The sequence below is a fragment of the Bradyrhizobium sp. sGM-13 genome (genome assembly GCF_018398875.1).
Classification (GTDB): Bacteria; Pseudomonadota; Alphaproteobacteria; order Rhizobiales; family Xanthobacteraceae; genus Bradyrhizobium.
The window spans coordinates 198,868-224,780 of record NZ_JAGWDK010000004.1 but is presented as its reverse complement, the minus strand read 5'-3'; the positions used below and the strand labels follow the sequence as shown (position 1 = coordinate 224,780).

The following is a 25,913-nucleotide window of genomic DNA, read 5'->3' as shown; positions in this document are numbered from 1 at the left end:
CGAGATTCCGGGCCTGGTGCTAACGCACCATCCCGGAATGACGAAGCACAACGAGCGGCGGGTTACGCCTTCGGCTCCCCTACTTCTTCAACGTCCACCACGCAATCAACAGCGCGAGCCCCAACAACGCTGCCGCCAGCAGGAACGGCGCGCCCGGCAATTTCACCGGCGCCTGGTCGCCGATGAAATAGGCAAAGGTCAGCGTGAACAGGAACGGTCCCGCCATCTGGGCGATGCTGTTGACGCTGTTGGTCGCGCCCTGCAGTTGGCCCTGCTGATCCGGTGCAACGAGCTGCGTCGTCAGGGCCTGGATCGCCGCGCCTGCCACGCCCCACAGCGCCATCACCGGAATGCCGGTCCAGAACAACGGCCCGGTGGGGGCCGCGCCATAGATGAAGAATCCCAGCCCGCCGCAAGCGAGCCCGAGCAACAGCGCACGGCGCTCGCCGAGACGCGTGACGATCGGCCCCACGCCTAAGCCCTGCACCACCATGGCGCAGACGCCCACCAATGCCAGCGTGAGCCCCACCGTTGTCGTGTCCCAGCCATACCGATAGGTGGCGTAGAGCACGAAGGTGGAAGGCAGCACCACATGCGCGACCTGGCCAAAGAAATTCGCCAGCGACAGGCCAGCGAGAATCCGGTTCGAGCGCAACAGATGTAATGCGCCGAGCGGACTGGCGCTCTTCCAGTGGAACGGCGCGCGCCGGTCCCGCGGCAGCGACTCGGGGAGGATCAGCCAGCCATATAGCGCGTTCGCAAAGCTCAGGGCCGCCGCGACCCAGAACGGCAGACGCGGATCCATGCCACCGAGCAGGCCGCCGATGGCGGGGCCGAGAATGAATCCGGCGCCGAAGGCCGCGCCAATCTTGCCAAACACCGCGGCACGCCGTTCCGGCGGCGTCACATCGGCGATGTAGGCAAAAGCCGTGGAAATGCTGGCCGAGGTGATGCCTGAGATCACCCGGCCGATGAACAGCCAGGTCAGCGACGGCGCCAGCGCCATCAACACGTAATCCAGCGCCAGTCCGAAATTCGATAGCAACACCACCGGCCGGCGGCCGAAGCGGTCCGAGAGCGCGCCAAGGATCGGCGAGAACAGGAACTGCATCAGCGCCCACGCGGTGCCGAACAGGCCGAATATCCGCGCCGCCGTCGCGGTGTCGTTGTCGACAAAACTCTCCACGATCTTGGGCAGGATCGGCAGGATCAGGCCGAGCGCAAGCATGTCGAGCAGGATGGTGACGAAGATAAAGGCCGCCGCGCCGCTGCGTACCGGCGGCCTATCGTCGGCAGCAGCGGTGGACGCCTGTTCGCTCATGACGGCCGCTTGCGCTTGTGCGCGAACGGATTGGCCTTTTCGCGCAGCGTGATGCGGATCGGCGTGCCCGGCAGGTCGAAAGCCTCGCGCAGGCTGTTAGTGAGATAGCGCAAGTAAGATTGCGGCACGGCGTCCGCGCGCGAGCAGAACAGCACGAAGCTCGGCGGGCGTCCCTTGGTCTGCGTGATATAGTTCAGCTTCAGCCGGCGGCCCGACACTGCGGGCGGCGGGTTGGCATCGACTGCCTGCTCGAACCAGCGATTGAGCGCGGCCGTGGGCACGCGCTTGTTCCAGACTGCGTAGGCATCCTGGATTGCGGTCATCAGCCGATCGATGCCCTCACCCAGCAAGCCGGACACGGCGACGATGGGGGCACCTTTCACCTGCGGCAACCAGTGATCGGCATCGCTGCGCAGCGCCGAAATCAGATGCGGCTTGCGCTCCATCAAATCCCATTTGTTGACCGCCAGCACGATCGCCCGCCCCTCGCGCTCGATCAGATCGGCGATGCGCAAATCCTGTTCCTCGAACCGGTTCTGCGCATCCATCATCATCACGACGACTTCGGCGAAGCGCACCGCGCGCAGCGCGTCGGCCACCGACAGCTTCTCCAGCTTCTCCTCGATCCGCGAGCGCCGCCTTAAGCCCGCGGTATCGAACACGCGAAATTCGCGCCCCTGCCAGGTGATCTCCACCGAAATGGAATCGCGCGTGGTGCCCGCCTCGGCGCTGGTCAACAGCCGCTCCTCGCCGAGCAGATGATTGATCAGCGTTGACTTGCCGGCATTGGGACGGCCGACGATGGCGACGCGGATCGGACGCTGGGCGAGATCCTCGTCCGATACGATATCGTCGTCGTCGAACTCTTCCCGCTCTTCAGCCGGCTCCGGCATCAGGGCGGCGAGCGCGTCGTAGAGATCGCTCATGCCCTCGCCATGCTCGGCCGAAATCTGCACGGGATCGCCGAGCCCCAGCGCGTAGGATTCCATCGCGCCCATTTCGCCGTGCTTGCCCTCGCTCTTGTTGGCGACCAGCACCACCGGCTTGCTGGCGCGGCGCGCGAAATCGGCAAAGGCGCGATCGTTCGGCGTCAGGCCGGCACGGGCGTCGATCACGAACATCAGCGCATCGGCCAGCCCGATCGCGGCTTCGGTCTGCTCCTGCATTCGTGCCGTGAGCGAGCCCTTGGCGCCCTCGTCGAGGCCTGCGGTATCGATCACAGTGAATTCGAGATCGCCGAGACGTGCGCGTCCCTCGCGGCGGTCGCGGGTGACGCCGGGCTCGTCGTCCACCAGCGCGAGCTTCTGCCCGACCAGCCGGTTGAACAGCGTCGACTTGCCGACGTTGGGCCGGCCGATTATGGCGATCGTAAAGGACATAAATGACCCAAACGCCCTTTTTTGAAGGGCGTGTCAATCGAACGAAAACAAACAAGTCAGCGCGAGAAACTGCCGCTCGGCATCGGAGCCGGGAAAGCCGATTGTTGCGAGGATTGCGTGGGCGCGGCCGCTTGATCGGGCGGTGGAGCCGTGGTGCGCTTGCGCACGATCTTGGCTGGCTTGGGCGCCGGCGGCGCAGCGGCGGTGCTGCCCTCTTCCTCGGGCGCGGCGTCGGGATCCGCAGCGGCGGGTGCGGCAGCCTGCTTGCCCTTGGATTTCGCGCCACGCTTCGACTTGGGCTCTTCGGGCGGAGGGGCTGCAGCCGCTACCGCGTTAGGATCATCAACTTGTTGGTTGGCACCCCTGTAGAGATCCCTCGGCACGCCCTGCTCAAGGCCCGGCACACCGTCGGGGAACACCGGCTTGCGCTCACCGGGCAGCTTTTTCTTGGTGTCGAGGAAGTCGAGCAGATCGGACGGATCGAAATTGCCCATGCTGCCACAGCCTGCCAGCGCGCCTGAAAGTGCGATAAGGACGGCGGTTGCGATCAAACGTTGCGGGCGGCGCATAGTGGGTTTCCCAACTCGTTTTGCTGGCGTCAGCTCTTGGCGACCGGCGGCAGCAAGGCCTGAAGCGCTTCGGCACGCGAGCGCAGGCTCGGCGGCGTTTCTCCGTCATTGGCGATCATATCCAGCCATTGCCGTGTCGCTGCGGCATCATTGGCACGCCAGGCCGATAGCGCCAGCAATTCGCGCGCAGTATGGCGGAAGGTCGCGCCCGGCGCGGCAGCGGCTTCGAGGCGTTCTTTCATGTTGGGATAGCTGGTGCTTTCCAACAGTAACTGGGCTGCGCGAACCCGCGCGAGGTCCTGCTCGGCGACACCGACGCTGCGGTCAGCGGCGATCTCGTCGAACATCTTTGCCGCCGCCTGCGGATCGCGGTTGGCAACCTCCGCGGCCAGGCGCAACCGTGCCAACACGCGGTAGCCGAACGGCGCCTTCGCAACGAGATCGGCGAATGCCGCTTCGGCCTCGGCGTGCTTGTTGGCTTCCGAAAGCTCGACCGCCTTGTCGAACGCTGCCCCTGCCTCGGCCGCCTTCTTGGACTCCAGATACTGGTAGCCACGCCAGCCGCCCACGGCCGCGATGATCAAAATCAGGCCGGCGATGATCAGAAGCGAATACCGGTCCCACAGCCTTTTAAGCTGCTCGCGACGGACCTCCTCGTCTACTTCATCAAATAATTCAGACACTTAAAGATATCCCATCCCAGGGGAACCGCAACGTCGGCGGCAGCATCGCGCGCCCGATCCCGCATGGCCGGGGCGTAGCCTATCGATATGGCGGTGGCAAGGCAAAGCGAGGCGGATCAAAGTGTTAACAGCGGCTCCCAACCCCCTCCGAAATCGGCTGGCAATGTTGACATCGCGGTTCAAAGTTTGGCGTAATCCCGGCCGCTTCCATTGTCGATCCGTACTTTTTCAGGTGTTTCATGCCTCGCCACACGCTGGTTTCGATGCTGCTTGCCCTCGGCCTGGTGCCCCTGGCGGCCGCAGCGTCACTGGCCGACGACTTCAAGCCGAAGGCGCCCGAGACGGCATTCTCGGGCAAGCTGCGCCCCGACATTTTGGGTATCTCGACCGAATCGAACGCCGAATCCGCCCACGCCATTTTTGATTCGCTGTTCAAAGGCCGGACCGACACCACGACCGACATCCAACAGCAGAAGTTCGGTGGTGCCAGCTACGTCGCCGCCTTGAATTTCACCCTCCCCGACGGTTCGAAACAGAACGGCGAGATGCTCTCGACCAGCTTCTCCTCGCCCGCGAGTGCCAACCGCGCCTATTTCGTTGCCCGCAATCTGACCTTCGCACCGGACCAGCAGCCGTCGAAGGCGGACATGATCAAGGAGATCATGGGCAAATACGGCGTGCCGACCATCGTCGGCGACCAGCATCTGTACTACATCTACCGCAAGGGCTCGATCATGTCGGTCGGCGGCAAGTACAAGGAAGCGACTGCGCTCGAGGCCATCGGTAAGCCGCTCGACCCAAGGGCCGCCGTCAAGCTCAACGGCGATACCGTGCGCGGCAGTTGCGTGGCGGTCGTCAAGCGCGCCCAGACCAAAGCCAAGGAACCGGGCGCCATGCTGACCGAGGCCAAGGGCGCGAATTGCGATGGCGTGTTGAGTGTGCAGCTCGTTCCGGGCACACAGGCCGACCGCGTCGGTATCGCCCAATTCACCCTACTGGACGTCAAGCAGCTCGTCAGCGCCGCCGCGATCGACAGTGCCGCGCTCGCCGCCGGGGCAAGCGAGAGCGCAATGCCGAGAGGCAGCGCGCCGAAGCTCTAAGCCGCCGTGAAAGCCTCGCGGAGCTGCCGCTTCATCACCTTGCCGTTGGCGTTGCGCGGCAACGGGTCCATCCGCAGATCCATGGTTTCCGGCACCTTGTAATCCGACAGCCGTTCGGCGCACCAGGCGCGCAGCACCTCGCCGCTGACTTGATTCCGGGTCACGACGACGGCGTGCACGCGCTCGCCCAGCACCGGGCACGGCTTGGCGATGATCGCGCTCTCGACCACGTCGGGATGACCGGCCAAAACCGACTCGACCTCGGCGGAATAGATCTTGAGCCCGCCGCGGTTGATCATGTCCTTCTGACGATCGAACACGCGCACGAAATTCTCTTCGTCGATCGAGCCGAGATCGCCGGAATGCCAGAAGCCGGCCGTAAAACTCTCCGCCGTCGCCTTCGGATTGTTCCAGTAGCCCTTGATGACGGACCCGCCGTGAATCCAGATTTCGCCGATCTCGCCGCGCGGCAGTTCGCGGCCCTCGGCATCCATCACGACGATCTGCGCGCCGGGACAGGGCAAGCCGACACTATCGATGTGGCTGGCGGTCAATTCGCCCGGCATCATTGTCGAGGGCGACGTGGTCTCGGTCGCGCCGTAGCAATTCATCAGCTTCAGGCCGGGAATCTTGGCATCGAGCTTCTCAATGGTGGCGATCGGCATCGGCGCGCCGCCAAAGCCGCCGATCCGCCAGCTCGACAGATCGTAGCTGTCGAAATCCGGCTGCAGCAGGCAGAGATTGTACATCGCCGGCACCATCACGGTGTAGGTGACCCGCTCACGCGCGGCCAACTTCAAATATTCCGCCGCCTTGAACTCCGCCATGATGATCAGCGCGCCTGCGCAACGGACCATGGTCATGAGGTTGGCGACCACGCCGGTGACATGACCGAGCGGCACCGCGGCGATCGAGCGATCCGCGGCAGTGAGCTTCATGCATGATACGAACACCATGGCCGAATGAATGATGGTGCAATGGGCGAGCATCGCGCCCTTTGGCCGCCCCGTGGTGCCCGACGTATAGAGGATCATGGCAGTATCCTCTTCACCGATCTCGATTGGTGCGGCGAGCGGCGCGTTGTCAGCGAGTTCTGAAAAGCGCGAAAGTCGCGGGTCGCCGTCGACAACAATCCGGCGCATCACATCGGGAATGTCGCCGGCATCGGGCACACGATCGGCCAAGGCCGCCTCGTGGATCAGGAGCTTTGCGCCGCAATCGGTGAGCACATAGGCGATCTCGGGCTTTTGCTGGCGGATCGAAAGCAGCACCGTCACCAGCCCGGCATGGGCCGCACCCAGCATCGTCAGCACGAATTGGATTCTGTTGCCGAGCAGTAGCGCGACGCGGTCGCCGCGCTGCAGGCCGAGTTTTTGAAATCCTGCTGCGATTTGCGCCGATTGCTGCGCGACCTCGCGCCATGTCATTCGCGTGGCCCCGCAGACCAGCGCCTCGCCGTCCGGGTTGGTCGCAACCGCTTCGGCCACCATCGCCGGAATGCTCTTGGGCCGTTCACAAAAGACCGGAACGATTCGGTCGCCAAAGCGCGGCTCGAGCCGCATCGCCGGGATAGAGTGCTGCGACCAGTCCATGGATGGCGCGCCCCGTCAGCTCTTCTTCATCTCGTAGACGTGCTCGGGTCCCGGGAAAGCGCGCGAGCGCACGTCGTTGGCGTAGCCCTGGATCGCCGCTTCGATCGCGGGGCCGAGATCGCCATAGCGGCGCACGAATTTCGGCGTTCGCGGCGACAGGCCCAGCATATCCTCGAGCACCAGTACTTGGCCGTCGCAGGCCGCACTCGCGCCGATGCCGATGGTCGGAATGGCAATGGTCTGCGTGATCTTGCGCGCCAGCGGCTCGGCGACCGCTTCGACCACGACCGAAAACGCACCGGCATCCGAGATCGCCTGGGCGTCTTTCAGGATCGGATCCCAACTACCCTCGTCGCGGCCCTGCGCGCGAAACGAGCCGAGCGTGTTGATCGATTGCGGCGTCAGTCCGATGTGGCCCATGACCGGCACGCCGCGCTCGGACAGGAACGCGACGGTTTCCGCCATGCGCACGCCGCCTTCGAGCTTCACCGCGCCGCAATGGGTCTCCTTCAATATCCGCACCGCGGAATGAAACGCCTGCTCCTTCGAGGCCTCATAGGAGCCGAACGGCATGTCGACCACGACGAGGGCATGCTTCGAGCCGCGCATCACCGCATGGCCCTGCAGGATCATCATGTCGAGCGTCACCGGCACCGTGGTCTCGAAACCGTGCATGACGTTGCCGAGAGAATCGCCGACCAGGATGACGTCGCAGTGGCGATCGACCAGCGTGGCAGTGTGCGCATGGTAGGACGTCAGCATCACGATCGGCTCGCCGTTCTTGCGCGCACGGATATCCGGCGCCGTTTTGCGCTTGATGGCAGATTGCACGGACATGTTAGGCTCCAACCACGGGAACGCCGATCACGACCGGATGGAACGCGAAGGCGAGCGCCAGATAGGCGACGAGACCGACCGCGATCGCGATCAAATCGTTGCCGGGACCACCGACGGGAATCGGCGGGGCGCCGGCGTCGGAACGATATTTCAGCGAAATGCGATCATACACCGCCCATGCGAGAAACGAGCCGAACAGGATGATCGAGCCGAGATCGCCATTGGCGAGCAGATGCGCCGCCGCCCACAGCTTGATGCCCGTCAGCATCGGATGTTTGAGCGTCGTATAGATCCGGCCGCGGATGTAGGACGCGACAACCATGATGACCGCGGGCAGCATCAGCGCCGTGGTGATGTGCTTGAGCGCCACTGGCGGGTTCCAGAGGTTGATCCAGCCCGTTTGGCGATAAAGCGCAAAACCCCAGATGATCAGCGCCAGACCAGCGAACGAAGCCAACGCATAGCCGATCTTGTAGCCGCTCTCGCCCGTCGCGGAGATCACCTGCGCGCGCAGCTTGCGCTGCGTGGTGAGCGTGTGGACGCCGAAGAACAGGATCAGGCCCAGGATCAACACCAGCAGTCCCATGACGTGCCTCCCGTTGCGCGGCTGGTTTTCCGGATTATCCGCGTATCATTTTAAGGGCTTGGTGCGCAATGCGCCACGCGGCCGTTACGGCTTCTCCGCCTGCTTGCCTAGATCGCGGTTGTCGACGTAGCGGATCGCGATCGGCCGCCCGGCAAGCGCGCCGCCAAGCCCGGACGTGAACTTGAGCGGGGTGCAGCCTGCAAGCGACGCGTTGATCGCTTTCAAATAGGTAGCGCGGGTGTCGGCTGGGACGCCTGCCGTGGCATAGGTCACGCGGGGCGTAGCGATGATCTCGCCCGAGCGCTTGAAGCTGAACCGAACCGACATCTGCATGCCCTGGCGCGCGATGTCGGAAGGTGGCGGCGACCAACAGGAGCGCAACGCCGCAAAGAGGTCGCCGATCGTATCGAGATCATGATCGGGCCTCCGGTATTTCGCGGCCTGATCCTGTGGCGGCGCGCTTTCGATCGTGAGTTGCAGATTCTGTCCGTACGGATAATCGATCTCGGGAATACAGGGACCTTCGTTGAACACGCTGCAAAATGACGGCGTGCACGGCTGGCCGTCGAGCACGCTGCAGGGCGCGTGCGAAAATGGCGTGGCGTCGATCTGGCGCCTCGACTGGGCGTCGGCGGCGCTCAACCCGACGAATGTGGTGATCAGGCAGACGATGATGCACCGGAACATGCGGCCCTAAGTCCTAAAAGGCGACACACCTAAGCTGATGCGCGCTTCGCGCCGTATCAAGTCGGACGGTGTTCACATCCCTGCGTTCATGGCGGACAGTTCCGCAATCAGGGCCTTCTCGCTGGGCTGGTCGAGGACGCCGGCCGCATAGAGCGAGATGCCGCCATAGAGCGTAATGTAGACCTTCATCACCGCGCGGCGACGCTCGGCCGGGCTCTCGATATGCTGGCAGAATATCCGCATGGCCTGGGCGATGACCTTATGAACCGCGGCCTGCAGCGGCGGATTGTGCTTCATGGTGGCGTGCGGGCGGCTGGTCATCAGGGCGTATAGCGCGCGGTTGGCGAGCGCGAAGCGGACATACTTCGAGGTATAGTCCTGTGGCGTCTCTGCCTTGACGAGGATGGTGGCGAGCCTCGTGTAGGCCTCGGCCGCGACCGCGTCGAGCAGCGCTTCGCGGTCGGCGAAATGGTTGTACAGCGAGCGATGCGCGACGCCGACGGCCTCCGCGACCTCGCGCAGGCTCAATTGCTCATGGCCGGCCGTTGCCACCAGACGGGTGGCGGCCTTCAGCGCTTCGGATTTCAAATTGCCGTGGCGATAGGTCGCCCGGCGCGGCTTTGCGGTCATGTCCCCTTCATACAAAGACGTGAGATGCAACGCCACTGCCGGGCGGCCAAAGCTTTCCGTCAGGCAGATGCCCGTTTGGCAACACGGTCCTCGCCATACTGCGGCGTAATGTCCTCGTCGATCATGGCGCGGATCATCTTGATCACCGCCCCGCGCCCCCGCGCCTTGGTGGCGGCATGGGCGGCCATGTCGAGCGTGGCAAGCGCCTGTGCAGTCTCCTCGGCGCTGCGCTCCAGCGCATCTGCCGGAACGATGCGGTCAAAGAAGCCAGCGGTGACGGCCTCCGTTGGGCCGAGCATTTCCGCGGTCATTACCGCCCTGCTGAAATAGGCCGGCGTCAGCCGCTGCCGCGCGATCTCGATCGCAAAACGCGGCACGGTGAGCCCGATCGCGACCTCGTTCATGCCGATCCGGTAGTCGCCCTCGCCGGCAATGCGGTGGTCGCTGGACATGATGAGGAAAGCCCCCATCGGGTAGGCGTTGCCCTGGCAGGCCGCCACCACCGGCGTCGGGAACGAAAGGATGCGCAAGGCCAGTTCCGCGCCCGCTTTCACTATCAGATATTGGTCCTGGGCGCTGCCCTTGGCGAAGACGTTGAGGTCGAATCCCCCTGAAAAATGCTTGCCGCGGGCCTTCAGGATCACCACCGTCTTGTCCTTTTCCGCCTGATCGAAGGCCACATGCAGGGCGTTGAGCATGGCAAGCGACATCACATTGGCCTTGCCATCGTCGATCACGATGGTGCCGACCGGGCCGGAACGGGAATAGGTTGCGAGATCAGTCATGGGCGGTCTCCCTTTTTTGTTTCAAAAGCATCCGATGGATACTTTTACGGAAGCGCGGGGTGACGCAAGAGATTTATTCGGGCTTGGAATGCATGCAGGTATCCACCGGATGCATAAGCTAGGTGAGCAACCAGCCTCACCCCAACTTGTCATCGTCCGGCTCGACCGGACGATCCAGTATTCCAGAGACGGTAGATAGACGGAGAGGCCGCGGCGTACTGGGTCCCCCGCTTTCGCGGAGGACGACAGCGTAGGCTGGCGCAAAAACGAGCCCCGCCTACGCCTTCTTCACGTCCTTGACGTTGGAGAAGGTGATTCCTTCGGCGCGCTCCCTGGTATAGCCCAGGTAAAACTCGTTCTTGGCCATGAACACGGGATCGCCGTCGACGTCGTCGGCGATGCCCGAACCGTTAGCCGCGATGAAGGCCTCTAACTTCTTGCGGTCGTCGGACGAGACCCAGCGGGCGAGCTGGAATTCCGAAACCTCGAATTCCACCGGCAGCGAATATTCCGCATCGAGGCGCGCCTTCAGCACGTCGAGCTGCAGCGGACCGACAACGCCGACCAGCGCCGGTGCGCCGTCGCGGGGCCGGAACACCTGCACCACGCCCTCTTCCGACATCTGCTGCAGCGCCTCTTTCAGCTTCTTGGCTTTCATCGCATCCGTCAGCCGCACGCGGCGGACGATTTCCGGCGCAAAACTCGGGACGCCGACGAAGGTGATGTCCTCACCTTCGGTCAGCGTATCGCCGATCCGCAAGGTACCGTGGTTCGGAATGCCGACGACGTCGCCGGCAAACGCCTCATCGGCCACCGAGCGATCCTGCGCGAAGAAGAACTGTGGCGACGACAGCGACATGTTTTTGCCGGTCCGCACCAGCTTCGCTTTCATGCCGCGGCTGAGCTTGCCGGAGCACAGCCGAGCGAACGCGATGCGGTCGCGGTGGTTCGGATCCATATTGGCCTGGATCTTGAACACGAAGGCGCTCATGCGCGGCTCGGCTGCTTCGACCTTGCGCAAATTGCTGTCCTGCGCCCGCGGCGCCGGCGCGAACTTGCCAAGACCTTCCAGCAAGTCGCCGACACCGAAATTGCGCAGCGCGCTGCCGAAATAGACCGGCGTCAGATGGCCCTCGCGAAACGCGTCCAACTCGAACGGCTTGCAGGCTTCCGACACCAGCGCGAGTTCGTCCTTGATCTCGGCAACGTCGAGATTGGGGTTGCGGCCGGCAAGATCGGCGATATCGATCTGCTCGGTCGCGCCGGTCTTGGCGCCGCCGCCTTCGAGCAGGCGCACGCCGCCGTTGACGACGTCGTAAGTGCCGAGGAAGTCGCGGCCGCGACCGACCGGCCAGGTCATCGGCGTGGTGTCGAGCGCCAGCGTCTTTTCGATCTCGTCCAGCAGTTCGAACGTGTCGCGGCTCTCGCGGTCCATCTTGTTGATGAAGGTGATGATCGGAATGTCGCGCAGCCGGCACACCTCGAACAGCTTTCGCGTCCGCGCCTCGATGCCCTTGGCGGCGTCGATCACCATGACGGCGGAATCGACCGCGGTCAGCGTCCGGTAGGTGTCTTCCGAGAAGTCTTCGTGGCCGGGCGTGTCCAAGAGGTTGAAGACGAGGTCCTGGAATTCGAACGTCATCACCGAGGTCACGACCGAGATGCCGCGCTCGCGCTCGATCTTCATCCAGTCGGAACGGGTATTGCGCCGCTCGCCCTTGGCCTTGACCTGCCCTGCCAGATTGATGGCGCCGCCGAACAGCAGGAGCTTCTCGGTCAGCGTGGTCTTGCCGGCGTCCGGATGGGAGATGATCGCAAATGTGCGCCGCCGCGCTACTTCATCTGAGAGCGGCGAGCGGGACGGCGATTCGGCTGTAACGGCAATGTCGGACATGAGGCTCGAGCGTTTGGCAGGGAAAACCGGGCTAATCAAGTCTCATTTGGTGGTTGCGGACGCTGCTGGCCAGTCCCATATCGGCTGCGGAAGGACGACCTTCCGATTTCACAGCTCATCCGCGGGGACGACCCTGCCTGGTTCGGAGGGTTGTCATGGCCTGGATCGTGTTGTTCGTCGCCGGTCTCATGGAAGTGGGTTGGGCGATCGGCCTCAAATATACCGAGGGATTTACACGGCTCGTTCCATCCGTCCTGACGCTCGCCTGCATGATAGGCAGCATCATCCTGCTGGGTCTTGCCGTGAAAGCGCTGCCGATCGGAACCGCCTACGCGGTATGGACCGGTATCGGCGCGGTTGGAACAGCAATCCTGGGCATCGCGCTGTTCGGCGAGCCTGCGACCGCCGCCCGTCTTGCTTGCATCGGACTGATCGTGGCCGGCATCGTCGGGCTTAAACTCGTCACCGGATCAGCGTAGCAACAGCACCGCCCAATAGGTCAGCGCCGCGATGAACCCTGAAGCCGGAATGGTGATCACCCAGGCGTAGACGATCGAGCTCGCCACGTTCCAGCGCACCGCCGAGACCCGCCGCGCGGCGCCGACCCCGACTATGGAGCCGGCAATTGTGTGGGTCGTGGATACGGGAACCCCGAGATAGGTCGCCATGAACAGGGTCGCAGCTCCACCGGTTTCGGCGCAAAAGCCCTGCATCGGCGTCAATTTGGTGATCCGCAACCCCATGGTGCGAACGATCCGCCAGCCCCCCATCAACGTGCCGAGCCCCATCGCCGCCTGGCAGGAAATCACGACCCAGAACGGGATAGCAAAATCCGCTCCGAGGTGGCCTTGCGAATACAAAAGCACCGCGATGATGCCCATGGTCTTTTGCGCGTCGTTGCCGCCATGGCCGAGCGAATAGAGCGATGCCGAGACGAATTGCAGGATGCGGAAGGCGCGATCGACCGCAAACGGCGTCGAGCGCACCGACAGCCAGGACACGATCGCGACCAGAACCAGCGCGAGCAGAAACCCGACCAGCGGCGACAGCACTATCGCCAGCAGCGTCTTCGACAGGCCGCTCCAGACCGCCGCGGAAATTCCAGCCTTGGCCATGCCCGCGCCAACCAGTCCTCCGATCAACGCGTGCGAACTCGAAGATGGAATGCCGAGCCCCCAGGTGATCAGGTTCCAGACTATCGCGCCGATTAGCGCAGCGAAGATCACGGCGGCATCGACGACGTCGGGTTCGATGATTCCCTTGCCGATCGTGTTGGCGACGTGCAGCCCAAAGAAGAGGAAGGCGATAAAATTGAAGAAGGCCGCCCAGAACACCGCGTAATGCGGGCGCAGCACTCGGGTCGATACGATCGTGGCGATCGAATTGGCGGCGTCATGCAGGCCGTTGAGGAAATCGAACAACAGCGCGACGCCAATTAAGAAGACCAGAACTGGAAAAGCCAGGGTGGCGTCCACTGAATTGGCCCTGCCCTATACCTGTTCGATCACGATCGAGTTGATCTCGTTGGCGACGTCGTCGAAGCGGTCCGACACTTTTTCGAGATGCTTGTAGATCTCGGCGCCGACCACGAAATCCATCGAATTGCCGTTGCGGTGCTTGAGAAACAGCTCCTTCAACCCGATGTCGTGGAGATCGTCGATACGACCCTCCAGTTTTCCGATTTCCTCAGTAATGGCGGTCAGCATCGCGACGTTGTTGCCGATCGACTGCATCAGCGGAAGCGCGCGGCTGACCAGATTGGCGCACTCGACCAACAGCGTGGCTATTTCGCGCATCGGAGGTTCGAACGTTCGGACCTCGAACAGCACCACCGCCTTCGCGGTCTGCTGCATCTGGTCAATCGCGTCGTCCATCGACGTGATCAGATTCTTGATGTCGCCGCGGTCGAACGGGGTAATGAAGGTGCGGCGGACCGCGGTCAGCACCTCACGGGTGATGCCGTCGGCGTCGTGTTCGAACTGATTGACTCGCTGGCAGAATACCGGCGTCTCCTCGCCGCCGCGCATCATGTCCTGCAACGCTAGCGCGCCCTGCACGACCGTCTGGGCGTGGCGGGCAAATAAATCAAAAAATCGCTCCTCCTTGGGCAAAAAGGCACGAAACCAGCGCAGCATGGGTATTTTTCCGTCGTTCAGAAACAGCCGCGGAGCGATCTGTCACAAAACTGTCATAGACCATTCGAGGGAAAAGCGCGCGACGTCGGGTCCCGGGAACCGGGTCATCCACCGCTTTGTGGAGCCTAAAAACTGCGCCAAAAACCGCCGTTTTAGAGGGATCGACGGAAATAATGCGCGATCTCGCCGATGATGCCCCGGCGGAACGTCAACACGCAGGCCACGAAGATGACGCCCTGGATCACCGTCACCCATTGGCCGAAGCCGGCAAGATATTGCTGCATGGCGATGATAACGAAGGCCCCGACGACCGGACCGAACACCGTGCCGAGGCCGCCGACCAGCGTCATTAGCACGATTTCACCCGACATCGTCCAGTGCACGTCGGTGAGCGAAGCGTTCTGCGCCACGAACACCTTCAGCGAGCCGGCAAAGCCCGCAATCGTTCCGGAGAGGATGAAAGCGAGCAGCTTATATTGGTCAGTCTTGTAGCCCAGCGAGATCGCACGCGGCTCATTTTCGCGAATGGCTTTCAAGACTTCGCCGAATGGCGAGTTGATGGTGCGGTAGATCAGGAGGAAGCCGCCGAGAAACCCGGCGAGCACCACGTAGTAAAGCACCGTGGGCTTGGAGAGATTGAATATTCCAAACAGGTAGCCCTGCGGAATGCCCTGGATGCCGTCTTCACCATGGGTGAACGGCGCCTGCAGATAGATGAAATAGAGAAGCTGCGACAGCGCCAGTGTGATCATCGCAAAGTAGATACCCTGCCGTCGAATGGAGATGAAGCCGGTGACGACGGAGAGCGCGGCAGCGCCGGCGGTGCCGATCACAATGCCGAGCTCGGGCGTAACGCCCCAGACCTTGAGCGCATGCGCCGAGCAGTAGCCCGCGGTTCCCAGGAACATCGCATGGCCGAACGACAGCAGGCCGCCATAGCCGATCAAGAGGTTGAACGCGCAGGCGAGCAGTGCGAAGCACAGCGCCTGCATCACGAAGAACGGGTAGATGCCCGTCAGCGGCACAACACCCAGCAGCACCGCCATCGCCGCGAACATAAGCATCTCGTCGCGCATCGCACGCGGCGTTACCGGCAGTGTATCGTCAGTCAATGCGCTCATGTCAGGCTGCCCGTCCCGTCAGTCCCGCCGGCTTCAACAGCAACACCAGCACCATCAGGACGAACACCACGGTGTTGGAAGCTTCGGGATAAAAATACTTGGTCAGTCCCTCGATCACGCCGAGCGCAAATCCGGTGATGATTGATCCCATGATCGATCCCATGCCGCCGATCACCACCACTGCGAACACGACGATGATCAGGTCGGCGCCCATCAACGGCCGCACCTGGTTGATCGGAGCCGACAACACGCCGGCCAGCGCCGCGAGGCCAACGCCAAGCCCATACGTCAGCGTGATCATCCTGGGCACATTGATGCCGAACGCGCGCACCAGGGTCGGATTTTCAGTCGCCGCTCGCAGATTGGCGCCGAGCCGGGTCTTCTCAATCAGGAACCACGTAGCAAGGCAGACCACCAGCGAGAAGACAACCACCCAGCCGCGGTAAATCGGCAGGAACATGAATCCGAGATTCATGCCGCCCTGCAGTTCACTGGGAATCGCATAGGGCAGCCCCGACGAACCGAAATAATTCTGAAAGATGCCCTGGATAATCAGCGCCAATCCGAATGTCAGCAGCAACCCATAGAGATGATCGAGCCCGGCGAGCCATTGCAGCATGGTCCGTTCCAGGATCATGCCGAAGATGCCGACCGCGATGGGCGCGATGATCAGCGCCGGCCAATAGCCGATGCCGGCGATGTTCAACAAAAAATACGCGCAGAACGCGCCCATCATGTAGAGCGCACCGTGAGCGAAATTGATGATGTTGAGCATGCCGAAGATCACCGCCAGCCCAAGACTGAGCAGCGCGTAGAACGACCCGTTGATCAATCCCACCAAAAGCTGGGCGTAAAGAGCTTGCATCGGCTTCGCACTCGATCTCGTTGTGACGCAAATCGCGTTGTGACGCGAGAAGGCGCCCGCCGGCACGGGTGCCGGCGGGCCTCATTGTTACTTCTTTACCAGCGGGCAGACGCTTTCCGAAAGCGGCCGGAATGCCTGGTCTGCGGGGGTCGTTCCGACCAGCTTGTAATAGTCCCACGGTCCCTTGGATTCGGACGGCTTCTTGACCTCGAACAGGTAGGCCGGATGAAGCTTGCGTCCGTCGGGACGGATTGTGCCCTTGCCAAACAGCGGATCGTCGGTCGGCGCTTCCTTCATTTTCGCCACCACCTTGACGCCGTCATGCGGATTGCCGCCCATGGCATCGATCGTCTTGAAATAGTGGATCAGGCCCGAATACACGCCGGCCTGCACCATCGACGGCATCGCCTTGTTCTTCATGCGCTCGGAGAAGCGCTTGGAAAACGCGCGGGTGCCATCGTTCAGATCCCAGTAGAAAGTTTCCGTGAAGTTCAGACCCTGAGCCACTTTGAGGCCGAGGGAGTGGACGTCATTGATGAAGAGCAACAGCCCGGCCAGCTTTTGGCCGCCCGCCACGATGCCGAATTCCGACGCCTGCTTGATCGTATTGGTGGTATCGCCGCCGGCGTTAGCCATGCCAATAATCTTCGCCTTCGAAGCCTGCGCCTGCAGCAGGAACGAGGAGAAATCCGACGAATTCAGGGGATGCCTGACGGTGCCGATTACCTTGCCGCCCGACTTCACGACGACCGCGGCGGTGTCGCGTTCCAGCGCGTGGCCGAAAGCGTAGTCCGCGGTCAGGAAGTACCAGGTGTCGCCACCGGCCTTCACCAGCGCCTGCCCCGTGCTGTTGGCGAGCATGTAGGTGTCGTAGACCCAGTGAATCGTGTTCGGCGAGCACTGTGCATTGGTGAGGTCCGACGTCGCTGCGCCGGTATTGATCATGATGGCGTTCTTCTCCTTCACCAGATTGTTGACCGCCAGCGCCACGCCGGAGTTCAGCACATCCACGAAGATATCGACCTTCTCGACGTCGATCCATTGACGCGCGATGGTGGTGCCGATGTCGGGCTTGTTCTGATGGTCGGCGGAGACGATGTCGATCTTCCAACCCTTGGCCGCGAGGCCCGAGTCCTCCACTGCCATCTGGGCGGCGACCGTGGAGCCGGCGCCGCCGAGGTCGGAGTAAAGTCCGGAATTGTCGGTGAGCACGCCGATCTTGACGGTCTTGTCCTGCGCCACGGCGCCGCCTGCGGCAAGTGCCAGAGCGGTGCCGAGGAAGAGCGCTGAAATCCGATGTTTCATAGTATCTCCATTATTCCAGAGTGCAGCAAAGTACCGATTAAACGCCGAGATAGGTGTGGAGCTTGTCCATATTGGCCGACAACTCCGAATTCGCAAAACCGTCGATGACCTTACCGTGCTCGACGATGTAGTAGCGGTCGGCCACCGTGGAGGCGAAGCGGAAATTCTGTTCGACGAGCAGGATGGTAAAGCCTTCCGACTTCAGCCGCGCGATGGTGTGACCGATCTGCTGGATGATGACGGGCGCCAAACCTTCGGTCGGCTCGTCCAGCATCAGAAACCGCGCGCCGGTGCGCAGGATTCTTGCGATCGCGAGCATTTGCTGCTCGCCGCCCGAGAGCTTGGTGCCCTGGCTGTTGAGGCGCTCCTTCAGGTTCGGAAACAAGTCGAAGATCTGGTCGAGCGATAACCCGCCACTGCGCACGATCGGCGGCAGCAGCAGGTTTTCGCGCACGTCGAGGCTTGCGAAAATGCCCCGCTCCTCGGGACAGAATGCGATGCCGAGGCGCGCGATCCTGTCGGACGAGGCACGCGTGATGTCCTGACCGTTAAAACGGATCGAACCAGTACGCTTGCCGATAATTCCCATCACCGACTTCAGCGTCGTGGTCTTGCCGGCGCCGTTGCGGCCGAGCAGCGTGACCACCTCGCCCGCCTTCACATTGAAGTTGACGCCGTGAAGGATATGCGATTCGCCGTACCAGGCCTGCAGGTCGGAAACGGAAAGAATCTCCGCGCCCGCCGGTTTGGCGGTGGCTTCGGCCATTTTCAACTCAGGCATGACCGGCCCCCAGATAGGCTTCCTTGACGCGCTCGTCCCTGGACAATTCGGCGTAATTGCCTTGCGCCAGCACCTGACCGCGCGTCAGCACCGTGATGATGTCGGACAGGTTGGCGACCACGGAGAGATTATGTTCGACCATCAGGATGGTGTGCCTCGCCGAGATACGCTTGATCAGGGCTGCGATCTTGTCGATGTCTTCATGACCCATGCCCGCCATCGGCTCGTCGAGCAGCATCATTTCCGGGTCGAGCGCCAGCGTCGTCGCAATCTCCAGCGCGCGCTTGCGTCCATAGGGCATCTCGACCGCCGGTGTATTGGCGAACTCGCTCAAGCCCACGTCGTTCAGCAAGTCGAGGGCGCGGCCGTTAAATCGGTCGAGCACGCGCTTGGAGCGCCAGAAATCGAACGAGCTTCCGTGCTGGCGCTGTAGCGCGACACGAACGTTTTCCAGCGCCGTCAGGTGCGGAAACACCGCCGAAATCTGGAACGAACGCACCAGCCCGAGGCGGGCCACATCAGCCGGCGCCATCGCGGTGATGTCCTGCCCCTTGTACAGGATCTGCCCTGCAGACGGCCTCAGAAACTTGGTCAACAAGTTGAAGCACGTCGTCTTGCCGGCTCCATTCGGCCCGATCAACGCATGAATGCTGCCGCGCCGTACCTTGAGGGCGACATCGCGAACGGCGAAGAAACCCGCGAATTCCTTGGTCAATCCGTGGGTTTCGAGAATGAACTCATCAGCCAAACAAATTTCCCCCTCAACCGTCTCCGCGAGTTCGCCCGCGCGCGGCCAATTTTTCCCTGTTCGGGCAGGTTCTCCTGGACGTCCTGGAAACCGTCCCGAGCCCGCCGCCTCCGGCCGGAATATGCCGTCAACGCGATGGATTACGCAAGGCGGAATGCTGCCACGCCCGACCGCGCGCTTGCGGTTCCGGATGCGCCATAAGTCGAATGGTGCGGCCGGCGCGGCTCGGCCCGGCCACCAGCCACGCTCAACCGTACCCTCGCGCCGGCAAACCATCGTTAACGGTGTTTCGCTGCAATCGGGCGCGCTTTCACACAATATTTCCCCTCGGAGCGCATCATCTCGCGATTTAGATCGCGTAGGAATTGCCGCCTTGAAATTTGAAAGCGCCGGGCCGTCGGTCGTCAAATCTATCAAGCAGCGCGACCTGCTGAACACCTGGCTGCGGCTATACGCCCGCGACCAATCGATACCGCGCACGGCGGAATACCAGCCGGCGCGGATCGAGGACGAACTTCCCGACCTGGTCCTCTACACCGTCGATACCAGCACCCAGCCGCCGCGCCTGACCATCCAGAGCGACGGCACGCGGATGTCGACGGCTTATGGGAATACCGGCATGGGCCCCTATCTCGACGAGTATCTCGGCGCAAGGCTCGCTCCGATCGTGATGCCCGTCTGCTATGAATGCATCGCGCGCCGTCTTCCTGCCTATACCATCGCCAATATCGACGACATCTACGGGCGAATCGTCGCCTATGAGCGGCTGTTGCTGCCGTTCTCGGATGACGGCAGCGTCACCCATATCATCGCTTCGCTGAAAACCATCAGCGAGGACGGCGGCTTTGAGATCAAGAATCTGATGCGCGGAAACGACCAGCTGCCGGTGCCGAAGCTTCGCACCATCATCGATCGCGATCTCTTCCATCGCGCGCCCGGCCGCATTCCATCCCGCGATGAACTCGAATTCGATTAGGCCTTCCGCCCGCGCGGCTTCGACGCGACCTCGCTCGCATAGATATCCGGCTTGAACCCGACCAGCAATTTGCCACCGAGATCGAGCACCGGCCGCTTGATCATCGAGGGCTGCGCCAGCATCAGCGCCAACGCCTTGCGCTCGTTGAGGCCTTCCTTGTCGTCGTCGGGCAGCTTCTTGAACGTCGTGCCAGCGCGGTTGAGCAGCGTTTCCCAGCCAACATCGTCGGACCATTGCTTGAGCTTGTCCTTGCCGATTCCGGCAAGCTTGTAGTCATGAAGATCATAGGCCACGCCGTGATCGTCGAGCCAGGCGCGCGCCTTCTTCATCGTATCGCAGTTCTTGATGCCGTAGATGGTGATGGGCATTGTCGTTGCATTCCGAAATGTCGTTATTGGTCCTGCCGGACCGGATTAAGGTTAAGCAGATCGGCGAATCTATCATAGATTGATACATCATTCCGTGCCCGGACCAGCCGATGGAATTCACCGTATTGTTTCTGGCCATAGTCATCGTGATGCTGATCGCCTGGCGCGGTCGGCGTCCGCTGGCGCTCGGCCTGTTCGGGGCCCTGCTGATCGCGTGCATCGCCACCTATCTGCATCACGCGACCGATACGCTGAAATTGTCGTTCTGAGAGACGCATGACCCAGGCGCGTGCCATTACGTTGAATGCACTCAGCCTCTACGCGGTGGCGCTGGTGCTGGCGGCAGCCTATGCGGCGCAGTTCATTCTTCATGAGCTGCCTTGCCCGCTCTGCCTGCTGCAGCGCATTCTGTTCGCGGCTCTCGCCGTTGGCCCGATTCTAAATATCCGCTTCGGCCCCCGTCCCAGCCATTATGCGATCTCGCTGTTGGCGGCGGTGGCAGGCGCTGTCGCGTCGACCCGGCAGGTGCTGCTGCATATCCTGCCCGGCGACGCAGGCTATGGTTCCGCGTTGCTCGGCTATCACTATTATACCTGGGCGCTGATCGGCTTCATTGCGGCCATCGTCCTGCTTGCGGCGATCCTGCTGTTCGACCGCCAGTTCGAGGAAGACCACGCCGTGCTGCCGGCCACCGGCGGCGCCTTCGCGCAAACCGCGGTATGGCTTGTGATCGCGCTCACGGCGGCCAATGTGGTGACCACGCTGCTCGAATGCGGCTTCGGCGCCTGCGCCGATAACCCGGTGGTGTACGAACTGCTCAAGCACGCCTCTTAAGGCCGCTTGGGTATGTCCAGCCCGCGCTGCACCGCCGGCCGGGCGAGCCCGCCTTGCAGCCATGCCGGCACCTGTTTCAGCGTATCGAACGCGACGAGATCGCGCGCACCGTAGAAGCCGATCAGGTTGCGCACCCAGCTGAGCATGGAAATGTCGGCGATGGTATACTCATCGTCCATGATCCATTGCCGTCCGGCGAGATGCGTCTCCACTACCTCAAGGAGGCGTCTCGACGTCGGCGACGTAACGCTCGAGCGGCCGCTTGTCCTCATATTCCTTGCCGGCGAACTTATGGAAGAATCCGACTTGGCCGAACATCGGCCCGATCCCGCCCATCTGGAAGTGCAGCCACTGGATAGCCTGGTATCGCCGCGCCGGATCGGCCGGCAGAAGCTTGCCGGTCTTCTCGGCGAGATAATGCAGGATCGCGCCGGACTCGAAAAGCGGCAGCGGTCTGCCGCCGGGGCCATCCGGATCGAGGATGGCCGGTATCTTGCCGTTCGGATTCAGCGACAGGAATTCCGGGGTCTTCTGGTCGTCCTTGTTGAAGTCGACCAGATGCACCTCGTAGGGCAAGCCAATCTCTTCGAGCATGATAGAAACCTTCACACCGTTTGGAGTCGGCAGCGAATAGAGCTGAAGGCGGTCGGGATGTTTGGCGGGCCAGCGCTTGGTGATCGGGAAGGTGGAAAGGTCGGACATCAAAACTCGTTTTGCATGGTTGTTGTTGCGTGGCTAATGTACGGCCGATGCCGCACATAACAAGGGTTCGCGCCGTTCATGACCGATCAACCGTCTCCGGCGAAGCTCGGCCTGACTGATGAGGAGCTTGCGGCTCGCCCGACCCTGTTCGCGGCCGATGCGCTGAAGGATCAGGTCGCCGTCGTAACGGGCGGCGCCGGCGGCATCGGGCGGGCGATCGCCTGGCTGTTTGCGCGGCTGGGCGCGCATGTCGCCGTGGTCGGGCGCGACCGCGGCAAGCTCGACGCGCTCGTCACCCATTTGACGGGCCGAGGCCTCAAGGCATCCGCGCATGTCGCCGACATCAGGGAGCCCGACGCGGTCAGCGCCCTGTTCGACACGATCTGGGCCGCGCACGGCCGCCTCGACTGCCTCATCAACAGCGCCGGCGGGCAATTTCCCCCAGCCGCGATCGATTTTTCGGTGAAGGGCTGGAATGCCGTCATCAACACCAATCTGAACGGCACCTGGTACATGATGCAGGCCGCCGCGCAACGCTGGCGCGACCACAAACATCCCGGCAGCATCGTCAACATCGTGGTCGTGACGACGCATGGCCTCTACGGCATCGCGCACACGGTTGCTGCACGGAGCGGCGTCATCGGGCTGTCGCGCGCCGTCGCAGTCGAATGGGCGCCGCTGAACATCCGGGTCAATTGCGTGGCGCCCGGCGCGATCGAAACCGAAGGCTGGAACGTGTATTCGCCGGAGGCTCGCGCCGCCTACCCGCGCTCGAACCCGATGATGCGCACAGGCTCGCCCTGGGACGTCGCCGAAGCCACTGTCTTTCTCGCTGGTCCTTCGGCCAAATTCGTCACCGGCGAAACGCTGACCGTGGACGGCGGCGGTCAGCTCTGGGGCGAAACCTGGACCACCGGCAAGCCGGCGTATTTCGGCGGCGATGACAAGTGACACGCTGAAAGCCGGATTCTTATGACGCGCTATCGCCTCGCCATCTTCGACTTTGACGGCACGCTTGCCGATACGGTCGACTGGTTTCGTGCCTCCTTTCAGGACGTGATCGCGCGTTTCAATCTCAAGCCGGTCACCCCGGAGGAACTGGAAGGAATGCGCGGGCTGTCCGCGCGGGAAATCATGGCCCGGCTAGGCGTGTCCACGTGGCAGCTTCCGGCCATTGTGAACGACATGCGAAAGCGCAAGCTTGCGGCAGCGAGCGAGACATCACTCTTTGCCGGCATCCCGGAGATGCTCGCCGACCTTCAGCGCCTTGGCGTCAAGACCGCGATCGTCAGCTCCGACAGCGAAGCATCCGTCCGGCTGGTGCTCGGTCCCGCCACCGCACTGATCAGCCGCTTTGACTGTGGCGCCGCAGTGTTCGGAAAGCACCGGAAGTTTCGACGGGTCGCGCGACGGCTGGAGGCAAGGCCGGCGGAAACGATCTGCATCGGTGACGAGATCCGCGACATCGAAGCCGCGAAGGCGGCCAGCATGGATTCGGGCGCGGTGGCGTGGGGCTATGCCCTGCCAACCGCGCTGCAAGCGGCCGGGCCGACGCATTTCTTCAACTCGATCGAGGAGATGGTGCAGCGGCTTGCGGCGACGAAATAACGCCCCTCGGAGCTTCCGCTGTTTTTCGCTGCCGGTGGCCATCATCCACACAGGAACCATCGCGCGAGGTGCCGATGGCCCCTCTGGCTGTGCACGAGCACGAACTCCGTCACAGTCCAGACAACCGGTTCGATCGGATGCTCATCCACGCTGCGCGCGTCATATAGCAACGTTACATGCGGCGTGAAATTCGTATTGGCGAGCCGCCTTAGTCCTCTGCGCGCCATCGCGGCACCAAGCATTTGCCGAAATGACCGCAACCGGCACAATCCCTTCTCGCCAATCAGGACAAACGGACGACTGCCCGGCCGCCCGCGGAAACTTGCCGTGCGATCGAACAAGACTTCGAACGGTTCGGTCCGCAATTCCGTGGCCGCCTCGCAGGCGGCGCAAAGCTGACGTTCCGGCAACCCATCCAGCGAAAATAGCGAAACGTGCAGCCGGTCTGGCGCGATGAGCTTGCCGTTGAAGCAATGGGCGCGCCTGAGCACGCCTGCCAGCCGGTGAATTCCCGCTGCTGTGCCCGCGTCGGGAAGAGCCGCGAGGAATACTCGGCCACTACTAGAGCTTGCAAAGTCGTCCATGGTAACGCAGAACAAATCATGGACATAAGATTGTGGCAAGGCGCCAACACAACTCTTCGGCAGGTTCCCGCAGCCTTACAACACACACCCGTAATGCGCCGACGACACCAGCCGGATGTATTTGTCGTGCACCGATCCCGGTCGCACCGCGGCCAACGAAGCCGGCTCGCGCCAGTCTGCCATGCGGCGGGCGATCTCGTCCGCTGACACTTCGAGATTCACGGTGCGGGAGCCTGGGTCGATGACAATGGTGTCACCGTGGCGCACCGCAGCGATCGGGCCGCCCCGCGCGGCTTCCGGCGAGACGTGGCCGATCAGGATGCCGTGCGAGACGCCGGAAAAGCGGCCGTCGGTGATCAGCGCGACATCCTCACCGAGGCCCTGTCCCTGCAACTGAATGGTCAGCATTACCATTTCCGGCATACCGGGCCCGCCCACCGGGCCGACATTGCGCACGACAATGACGTTGCCCGGCACGATCTCGCCGGCGCGGATCGCGGCCATCGTATCGGCCTCGGACTCGAACACGCGCGCGGTGCCCCGAAATTTCCCCTTCTCTAGGGTCTTGCCCGATAATTTGAGCAGGCAGCTCTCCGGTGCGAGATTGCCCTTCAAGATGCTGATGTGATTGTTCGCCGGCGCGATCGGTTTCGACACCGGAGAAACGATCTCCTGCGGCAGCATCTGCTCCAGCGTCGGAACATCGGCGAGATTTTCTGCCAGCGTCTTGCCGGTCACCGTCATGACGTCGCCATGCAAAAGGCCCGCGCGATGCAGCTCCTTCATGACGACTGGAACGCCGCCGATCGCATGCAGGCTGCCCATCGCGAACGGGCCGTGCGGCTGCAAATTGGCAAGCAGCGGGACGCGCTCGCCGACTTGCTGGATGCGCTCGATCGTGATCGGCACCTGGGCCTCACGCGCGACCGCGAGCAGATGCAGGTACATGTTGGTCGAGCCGCCCATCGCATAGACGGTCGTGATCGCATTTTCGAAAGCGCGCTCAGTCATGATGTCGCGTGGCCGGATGCCGGCTTGCATCAGCCGGTACAGGGCATCGACCGAGGCGCGGGCCTGCGCGCGGACATCGGCGTGAATATCGCTGCCGGCGTTGTAGTCGGCGGAATGCGAGGCGCCGCGCGGCAGCATCATGCCGATCGATTCCGCGATCGTGCTCATGGTATTGGCGGTAAACATCGCGCCACAAGTGCCGCTGCCCGGCATCACGTTGCGCTCGACTTCCAGCAGTTCCTCGCCGGAAAGGCGGCCGGACTCGTTGGCGGCACGCGCCTCGGCGTAATCCATGATTGTCAGATTGTTACCTTTGCTCGCCCATGCGCCGAACGAAACGCGGCCCGGCGTGCTGGTGCCGGGATAGAGCACGAGGCCGAAAGCATTGGTGCGCGCCAGCGGCATCAGCGCGGCAGCGCCGGTCTTGTCGCAGCCGGAAATCACGATCATCGCATCGCCGTGGTGAGCGTAGTGACCGATCTCGAAACAGTCGGCAACGACATCGCGCGATGCGAGGCTGTAGCCCGCCGTCGGCGTGCCCTGGGTCAACGCATCCGACACTGCCGGCGCGCCGACGACCAGCCCCTGCCCGCCGCGCTCGGCAAGAATTTCCACCAGGAGATCGGTGATGGCGCGAACGCGGTTGTTGCAGCGATGGGCGTTGGTCCAGGCGCTGGCGATGGTCACCACCGCGCTGGCCTCCGCGGCGCGGTCTGGATCGAATCCGGCGGCGCGCAGTTCTACGCGCGATCGCTTCCAATAAGTGCTGCTGTCTTGCGTTGTCATCGGGCGCTCCAGGTCTTCTTCTGATT

General features: G+C 62.7%; 28 protein-coding genes and 1 pseudogene. 7 read left to right on the top strand and 22 right to left on the bottom strand.

From position 1 onward, the window contains the following. Positions 1-79 precede the first annotated feature (79 nt). The 4 genes from KJQ96_RS07675 to KJQ96_RS07660 are packed head-to-tail and all read right to left on the bottom strand — an operon-like array spanning position 80 to position 3,952. Positions 80-1,321: a TCR/Tet family MFS transporter gene (locus KJQ96_RS07675; protein WP_213286071.1), complete on the bottom strand. Its 1,242-nt coding sequence runs from the start codon at positions 1,319-1,321 to the stop codon at positions 80-82. Beyond that, on the bottom strand, positions 1,318-2,700 hold the full coding sequence (der, locus tag KJQ96_RS07670; RefSeq protein ID WP_213286070.1) for a ribosome biogenesis GTPase Der: 1,383 nt from the start codon (positions 2,698-2,700) through the stop codon (positions 1,318-1,320). The genes KJQ96_RS07675 and der overlap by 4 nt, the downstream gene beginning before the upstream one ends. A 56-nt stretch (positions 2,701-2,756) precedes the next feature. Next, on the bottom strand, positions 2,757-3,269 hold the full coding sequence (locus tag KJQ96_RS07665) for a hypothetical protein (protein ID WP_213286069.1): 513 nt from the start codon (positions 3,267-3,269) through the stop codon (positions 2,757-2,759). Between the two features lie 29 nt (positions 3,270-3,298). Further along, positions 3,299-3,952, bottom strand: a complete 654-nt coding sequence (locus tag KJQ96_RS07660) for a tetratricopeptide repeat protein (protein WP_213286068.1) — start codon at positions 3,950-3,952, stop codon at positions 3,299-3,301. Positions 3,953-4,191: 239 nt separating this feature from the next. Between KJQ96_RS07660 and KJQ96_RS07655 the strand changes: the two genes are divergently transcribed. Next, positions 4,192-5,052, top strand: coding sequence for a hypothetical protein (locus KJQ96_RS07655; protein ID WP_213286067.1), 861 nt, complete (start codon positions 4,192-4,194; stop codon positions 5,050-5,052). On the opposite strand, the gene KJQ96_RS07650 is transcribed toward KJQ96_RS07655, so the two are convergent. From KJQ96_RS07650 to KJQ96_RS07620, 7 genes are all read right to left on the bottom strand, one after another. Continuing rightward, positions 5,049-6,644 carry a class I adenylate-forming enzyme family protein gene (locus KJQ96_RS07650; protein ID WP_213286066.1) on the bottom strand — a complete coding sequence of 532 codons (1,596 nt, stop codon included), beginning with the start codon at positions 6,642-6,644 and terminating at the stop codon, positions 5,049-5,051. The two genes, KJQ96_RS07655 and KJQ96_RS07650, sit on opposite strands and share 4 nt — an antisense overlap. A 15-nt stretch (positions 6,645-6,659) precedes the next feature. Beyond that, positions 6,660-7,481 carry a 3-methyl-2-oxobutanoate hydroxymethyltransferase gene (gene panB / locus KJQ96_RS07645; RefSeq protein WP_213286065.1) on the bottom strand — a complete coding sequence of 274 codons (822 nt, stop codon included), beginning with the start codon at positions 7,479-7,481 and terminating at the stop codon, positions 6,660-6,662. A gap of 1 nt (position 7,482) precedes the next feature. Next, entirely contained in the window at positions 7,483-8,067 is a 585-nt protein-coding gene (locus KJQ96_RS07640) for an NnrU family protein (RefSeq protein WP_213286064.1), read from the bottom strand. A gap of 84 nt (positions 8,068-8,151) precedes the next feature. Then, the gene (locus KJQ96_RS07635; protein WP_213286063.1) at positions 8,152-8,754 is read right to left on the bottom strand and encodes a hypothetical protein; all 603 of its coding nucleotides are present in this window, start codon (positions 8,752-8,754) and stop codon (positions 8,152-8,154) included. A 72-nt stretch (positions 8,755-8,826) separates the two neighbouring features. Beyond that, entirely contained in the window at positions 8,827-9,384 is a 558-nt protein-coding gene (locus tag KJQ96_RS07630) for a TetR/AcrR family transcriptional regulator (RefSeq protein ID WP_213286062.1), read from the bottom strand. A 59-nt stretch (positions 9,385-9,443) separates the two neighbouring features. Next, the gene (locus tag KJQ96_RS07625; RefSeq protein ID WP_213286061.1) at positions 9,444-10,169 is read right to left on the bottom strand and encodes a crotonase/enoyl-CoA hydratase family protein; all 726 of its coding nucleotides are present in this window, start codon (positions 10,167-10,169) and stop codon (positions 9,444-9,446) included. 277 nt (positions 10,170-10,446) lie between these two features. Continuing rightward, complete coding sequence (locus tag KJQ96_RS07620; protein ID WP_213286060.1) at positions 10,447-12,063, bottom strand: peptide chain release factor 3; 1,617 nt, start codon at positions 12,061-12,063, stop codon at positions 10,447-10,449. Positions 12,064-12,218: 155 nt separating this feature from the next. Here KJQ96_RS07620 and sugE point away from each other — a divergent pair, with 155 nt between their 5' ends. Further along, complete coding sequence (gene sugE, locus KJQ96_RS07615) at positions 12,219-12,542, top strand: quaternary ammonium compound efflux SMR transporter SugE (protein WP_213286059.1); 324 nt, start codon at positions 12,219-12,221, stop codon at positions 12,540-12,542. On the opposite strand, the gene KJQ96_RS07610 is transcribed toward sugE, so the two are convergent. The 7 genes from KJQ96_RS07610 to KJQ96_RS07580 form a co-directional block, all read right to left on the bottom strand. Next, on the bottom strand, positions 12,534-13,538 hold the full coding sequence (locus tag KJQ96_RS07610) for an inorganic phosphate transporter (protein ID WP_213286058.1): 1,005 nt from the start codon (positions 13,536-13,538) through the stop codon (positions 12,534-12,536). The genes sugE and KJQ96_RS07610 overlap by 9 nt on opposite strands. A 15-nt stretch (positions 13,539-13,553) precedes the next feature. After that, entirely contained in the window at positions 13,554-14,198 is a 645-nt protein-coding gene (locus tag KJQ96_RS07605) for a DUF47 domain-containing protein (RefSeq protein ID WP_213286057.1), read from the bottom strand. Between the two features lie 152 nt (positions 14,199-14,350). Further along, a complete protein-coding gene (locus tag KJQ96_RS07600; RefSeq protein ID WP_057846370.1) occupies positions 14,351-15,319 on the bottom strand; it encodes a branched-chain amino acid ABC transporter permease in 969 nt (322 codons plus the stop codon). Between the two features lies 1 nt (position 15,320). After that, positions 15,321-16,184, bottom strand: a complete 864-nt coding sequence (locus KJQ96_RS07595; RefSeq protein WP_213249951.1) for a branched-chain amino acid ABC transporter permease — start codon at positions 16,182-16,184, stop codon at positions 15,321-15,323. 87 nt (positions 16,185-16,271) lie between these two features. Further along, positions 16,272-17,489 (bottom strand): ABC transporter substrate-binding protein, encoded by a 1,218-nt coding sequence (locus KJQ96_RS07590; protein WP_213286056.1) that lies wholly within the window; start codon positions 17,487-17,489, stop codon positions 16,272-16,274. A gap of 37 nt (positions 17,490-17,526) precedes the next feature. Further along, a complete protein-coding gene (locus KJQ96_RS07585; RefSeq protein ID WP_213286055.1) occupies positions 17,527-18,270 on the bottom strand; it encodes an ABC transporter ATP-binding protein in 744 nt (247 codons plus the stop codon). Next, complete coding sequence (locus KJQ96_RS07580; protein WP_213286054.1) at positions 18,263-19,018, bottom strand: ABC transporter ATP-binding protein; 756 nt, start codon at positions 19,016-19,018, stop codon at positions 18,263-18,265. The genes KJQ96_RS07585 and KJQ96_RS07580 overlap by 8 nt, the downstream gene beginning before the upstream one ends. A 373-nt stretch (positions 19,019-19,391) precedes the next feature. Here KJQ96_RS07580 and KJQ96_RS07575 point away from each other — a divergent pair, with 373 nt between their 5' ends. Further along, positions 19,392-19,994: a PAS domain-containing protein gene (locus tag KJQ96_RS07575; protein WP_249733834.1), complete on the top strand. Its 603-nt coding sequence runs from the start codon at positions 19,392-19,394 to the stop codon at positions 19,992-19,994. Here KJQ96_RS07575 and KJQ96_RS07570 read toward each other — a convergent pair. Next, the gene (locus KJQ96_RS07570) at positions 19,991-20,362 is read right to left on the bottom strand and encodes an ArsC family reductase (protein ID WP_213286053.1); all 372 of its coding nucleotides are present in this window, start codon (positions 20,360-20,362) and stop codon (positions 19,991-19,993) included. The genes KJQ96_RS07575 and KJQ96_RS07570 overlap by 4 nt on opposite strands. A 110-nt stretch (positions 20,363-20,472) precedes the next feature. On the opposite strand from KJQ96_RS07570, the gene KJQ96_RS07565 reads away from it, so the two are divergent. Both KJQ96_RS07565 and KJQ96_RS07560 read left to right on the top strand, forming a co-directional pair. Further along, positions 20,473-20,631, top strand: a complete 159-nt coding sequence (locus KJQ96_RS07565; RefSeq protein ID WP_213286052.1) for a DUF5993 family protein — start codon at positions 20,473-20,475, stop codon at positions 20,629-20,631. A gap of 7 nt (positions 20,632-20,638) precedes the next feature. Continuing rightward, a complete protein-coding gene (locus KJQ96_RS07560) occupies positions 20,639-21,196 on the top strand; it encodes a disulfide bond formation protein B (RefSeq protein ID WP_213286051.1) in 558 nt (185 codons plus the stop codon). Here the strand turns inward: KJQ96_RS07560 and KJQ96_RS07555 are convergent. Beyond that, positions 21,193-21,898: pseudogene (locus tag KJQ96_RS07555) on the bottom strand (glutathione S-transferase family protein). The gene KJQ96_RS07560 and the pseudogene KJQ96_RS07555 sit on opposite strands and share 4 nt — an antisense overlap. Before the next feature lie 78 nt (positions 21,899-21,976). Here KJQ96_RS07555 and KJQ96_RS07550 point away from each other — a divergent pair. Then, positions 21,977-22,849 carry an SDR family oxidoreductase gene (locus tag KJQ96_RS07550; protein WP_213286050.1) on the top strand — a complete coding sequence of 291 codons (873 nt, stop codon included), beginning with the start codon at positions 21,977-21,979 and terminating at the stop codon, positions 22,847-22,849. A gap of 21 nt (positions 22,850-22,870) precedes the next feature. Continuing rightward, positions 22,871-23,506, top strand: a complete 636-nt coding sequence (locus KJQ96_RS07545; protein WP_213286049.1) for an HAD-IA family hydrolase — start codon at positions 22,871-22,873, stop codon at positions 23,504-23,506. Between the two features lie 41 nt (positions 23,507-23,547). Here KJQ96_RS07545 and KJQ96_RS07540 read toward each other — a convergent pair whose 3' ends face one another. Continuing rightward, on the bottom strand, positions 23,548-24,090 hold the full coding sequence (locus tag KJQ96_RS07540; RefSeq protein WP_213286048.1) for a 2'-5' RNA ligase family protein: 543 nt from the start codon (positions 24,088-24,090) through the stop codon (positions 23,548-23,550). A gap of 75 nt (positions 24,091-24,165) precedes the next feature. Beyond that, positions 24,166-25,887: a dihydroxy-acid dehydratase gene (locus KJQ96_RS07535; protein ID WP_213286047.1), complete on the bottom strand. Its 1,722-nt coding sequence runs from the start codon at positions 25,885-25,887 to the stop codon at positions 24,166-24,168. Positions 25,888-25,913 lie beyond the last annotated feature (26 nt).